The following is a 3331-nucleotide window of genomic DNA, read 5'->3' as shown; positions in this document are numbered from 1 at the left end:
TAATAGGAAATTTAGTGTTTATCCAATCTTCTAATAATCTAATACATTCAAAATCAATAGTATTATTAGGCAAATTAATAATAATACTAATAAAAGAATCCCAAATTCTTGAATTATCAATATTTTTATCCTTCAATATTTGTGTAACATTTTTAATTATTTCTATTAATCTTTTTGTATTTTCATCCTTTGAAATAAATTCTTCATTTTTTGATAATTTTTCAAGATATGGCAAAACATTCCAATAAGGCAATGAAAAAAATCCGTTTCCTTTATCAATGGGTTTTAATTTTTCAACATCAGGAACAAAAAAATCATAAATTTTTAAAATTTCAAACCATATTTCACTATCAGCATGAACAAAAAAGTATCTTGCATAAGTTTCGTTCTTTATTTTATTTAAAATAATTTCTACTTCTGTTTTGGTCACATCTGTTTTGTTCACATTTCTTGATTTTTTTATAATATTATCAATATATTCCAAATCACTAAAAAATGATTCCTGAAATTTATTTAATGCTTTAGCTTTTTCACTGTCCCGAATTTGTTCTATTATTTTTAAATATTCATCATCTTTAATTTCATTATGATAAAAACTTGCGGCTCTTATTGCTCTAAATCTTTCCGGTATTTCATTTATTTCCAAATCAAGTATAACAGGAAGAATTTTAATATTTTTTCCAGATAACTTTTTTAATGTTGCTATGTCTATCTCTTCCTCAACCCATTTACTCTGGAGAGAATTTTTTGATAATATAACCATAAAAAAATCACATTCTTCTAGTCCTTGATCTATTTTTTCTTTAATATGATCACCTACCTTTATATCCAAATCATCAACAAATAAATCAATATTATCTTTTCTTAATTTTTTCACTAACTCATTAACAAACTCATGGTCTTTTGAAGAATGTGAAATAAAAACTTTACTTTGCATTTTCTGGTTCCTTCATAGTATTTTGTGATTCTTGTTTTTTATATAGTGCATTGTCTAATTCTTTTAAATAATCAATTAATACATTATAACCATTTTTATCTATATTATATTTTAATAATGTTAAATTAAAATTATCTTTATAAATTTTTTTTAAAATAGATATATAACTTTCATTATTCTTGTATTCTGGTAATAAAATATAACGATTAATTCCATTTTGTTTTGTTTTGTTTAAAATTTGAAGTATTTCATAATCAGACAAACTGTATCCAATAAAAAAAACAATATTCTTTTGAAAAACCTCATATAAAAATTTAATTAATTCACTATCTTTTTTTAAATAATTTTCAAAATATTTTTTTTGTGTTAATATTAAATTATCTTTTTGATCTATTCTCCCATGAATATAATTTATTTTATTATCTATATTAAAATTCGGATTTATACTTACCATATTTTTTTCAATACTCAATTCTTCTTCTAATACACTATCAAAATTGGTTGTAATAATTTTAAATCTGTCATCTCTTAATATATTAAACATTGAATTTATAATAGCAATATTTTTATTCTTTGCTTTTTCCTTGTAAATTCTATCTAATAATTCATAAAAATAATTTTTGTTTAAACTTTCCAAATAATCTAAAGCATACTTTTTATCAATTCTTATTAAATGCTCCTTATCACTAAAAGTTAGTTTTGCTTCTTCAAATTTTTCAATTATTTCTGTTACAAGTTCATCCCAGAGCCAAAATCCCAATTGTTTTGAAAATCCAGCTCCTAAAAATAAACAAATTTTTTCTGCATTTAATAAATCATTTATAAGGGCATTGTATTGTTCATTTTGTATCATTATGATTTATATCCCCCTCTATTATCTTCCTCTCCTCTTCCGTTATCCCGTAAAGGTCATAGACAAGGTCGTCAATTTCTTTGTTAGTTTTTTCAATTTGCTTTTGAATAGTGTTTATATTTTTTCTTACTTTTAATTTCTCATTCAACTCAATTATTATTGAAACTAATTCGCACAACTTATCATGCTTTTCTTTTTCCCTAATATTTGAAAAGTCAATAGGTTTAATTGGAAATAAAGATAATTCTTTTATTTTAAATTGTGGGAAAATTTTTCTTTGCATTTTCCCAAATTTAAAATAAAACCAATATGATATTAATTTGGAATTAATTATTCCTAAAATATATCTTAAATCATAATCATTATTTTGTTTTTTTATTATCATACTATTTAAATCATTTATATAATCTTCTTTAACTAATGTTGAATATATTAAATATGGTAATTTCCCAGGAATTTGTCTAACTAAAATTCTTTCTCCTTTAAATAAATCCGGGGTTCTTGGCGCTGCTAAATTTTTTCCATATTTAATATATTGCCCACTCCAATCTATTAAATATCTTTTAACATCTTTTCCATCCAGATATTTTAAATATTTATCATTTATTTTTTTAGTGCTATGATAAACCCTTTCATCTCTCATTTCCTTGGTTTGTATTGGTTGTCCTTTCCCAATTTCATATGCTTTTATACCTGCTTTTATTATAACTATATCTTGCAAATTTTTAGAATTTATGTTTATTTTTTGACAAATATTTATTGTTTTTTTGTTTTTTATTAAATCACAATTTAATATCAAATTTTTATCTGATAAAAATTCTTTTGTCTCACATTTTATTATTGGTAATATTTTTCCATTTATTAATTCATTCAATTTAATATTACTATCCCCTTTTTTTGAAAAAATCAAAATTGATGTATCAACATTAGCATCTTGAAAGACCTTATCATAACTATTTACTATTTCAATATTATATGTATTTTTTAAAATAAATTCTCTAAACTTTAAAGATGTATCAATAGTTAACCAATTATTAGGTATAATAAATCCTAATCTGCCTAAATTTTTTAATAAATTGTATGATTTTTCTGTAAACATTATATAAGTATTTAATTGATATTGAACGACTTTATAAGTTTTATAAAAAAATTCTTTTTCTTCTTTTTTAAAACCTTCATCCCTGGCAAAAATATACGGTGGGTTGCCGATAACCACATCAAATCCCCCTTCATCCACCATAACACTCCTAAACTCCTCTTCCCAATTAAACGGCTTGACTTTATAATAATCATTTCCAAAATATCTTGTTAGTTCCAGAACATTACCTGATATCAACGAATTTCCACATTTGATATTTTTATCAAGCATTGGTAAAACTGCGGTGCCTTTTACAAAACCCCACTCACCTTCCAACATTTTAAGCATGAGAGAAAGTTTGGTAACTTCCACTGCCTGCTCATCAATATCAACTCCAAAAATATGATTTTTAAGTATCTCTGCTTTTTCCTGTATTGTGAGTTTTGCACCTGACTCAGGTGTC

3 protein-coding genes are annotated in these 3331 nt (G+C 23.6%); all 3 read right to left on the bottom strand.

Features of this window, described 5'->3' with window-relative positions:
• On the bottom strand, nucleotides 1-937 hold a 937-nt coding region (locus N3A58_04400; protein ID MCX8058639.1), incomplete at its 3' end, for a toll/interleukin-1 receptor domain-containing protein.
• The gene (locus N3A58_04395) at nucleotides 927-1790 is read right to left on the bottom strand and encodes an SIR2 family protein (GenBank protein ID MCX8058638.1); all 864 of its coding nucleotides are present in this window, start codon (nucleotides 1788-1790) and stop codon (nucleotides 927-929) included. The genes N3A58_04400 and N3A58_04395, both read right to left, overlap by 11 nt.
• Nucleotides 1777-3331, bottom strand: a 1555-nt coding sequence (locus tag N3A58_04390; GenBank protein MCX8058637.1) for an Eco57I restriction-modification methylase domain-containing protein, incomplete at its 5' end; no start/stop codon positions are given. The genes N3A58_04390 and N3A58_04395, both read right to left, overlap by 14 nt.

It is taken from the genome of Spirochaetota bacterium (genome assembly GCA_026415295.1).
Lineage (GTDB): Bacteria > Spirochaetota > JAAYUW01 > JAAYUW01 > JAOAHJ01 > JAOAHJ01.
Note: the sequence above shows the minus strand (reverse complement) of the source record. Positions and strands in the feature narration are given on the sequence as shown.

Bases quoted from the DNA above. Each gene is read 5' to 3' on its own strand.
- N3A58_04395 (MCX8058638.1), bottom strand. From the start codon at position 1,790: ATGATACAAAATGAACAATACAATGCCCTTATAAATGATTTATTAAAT.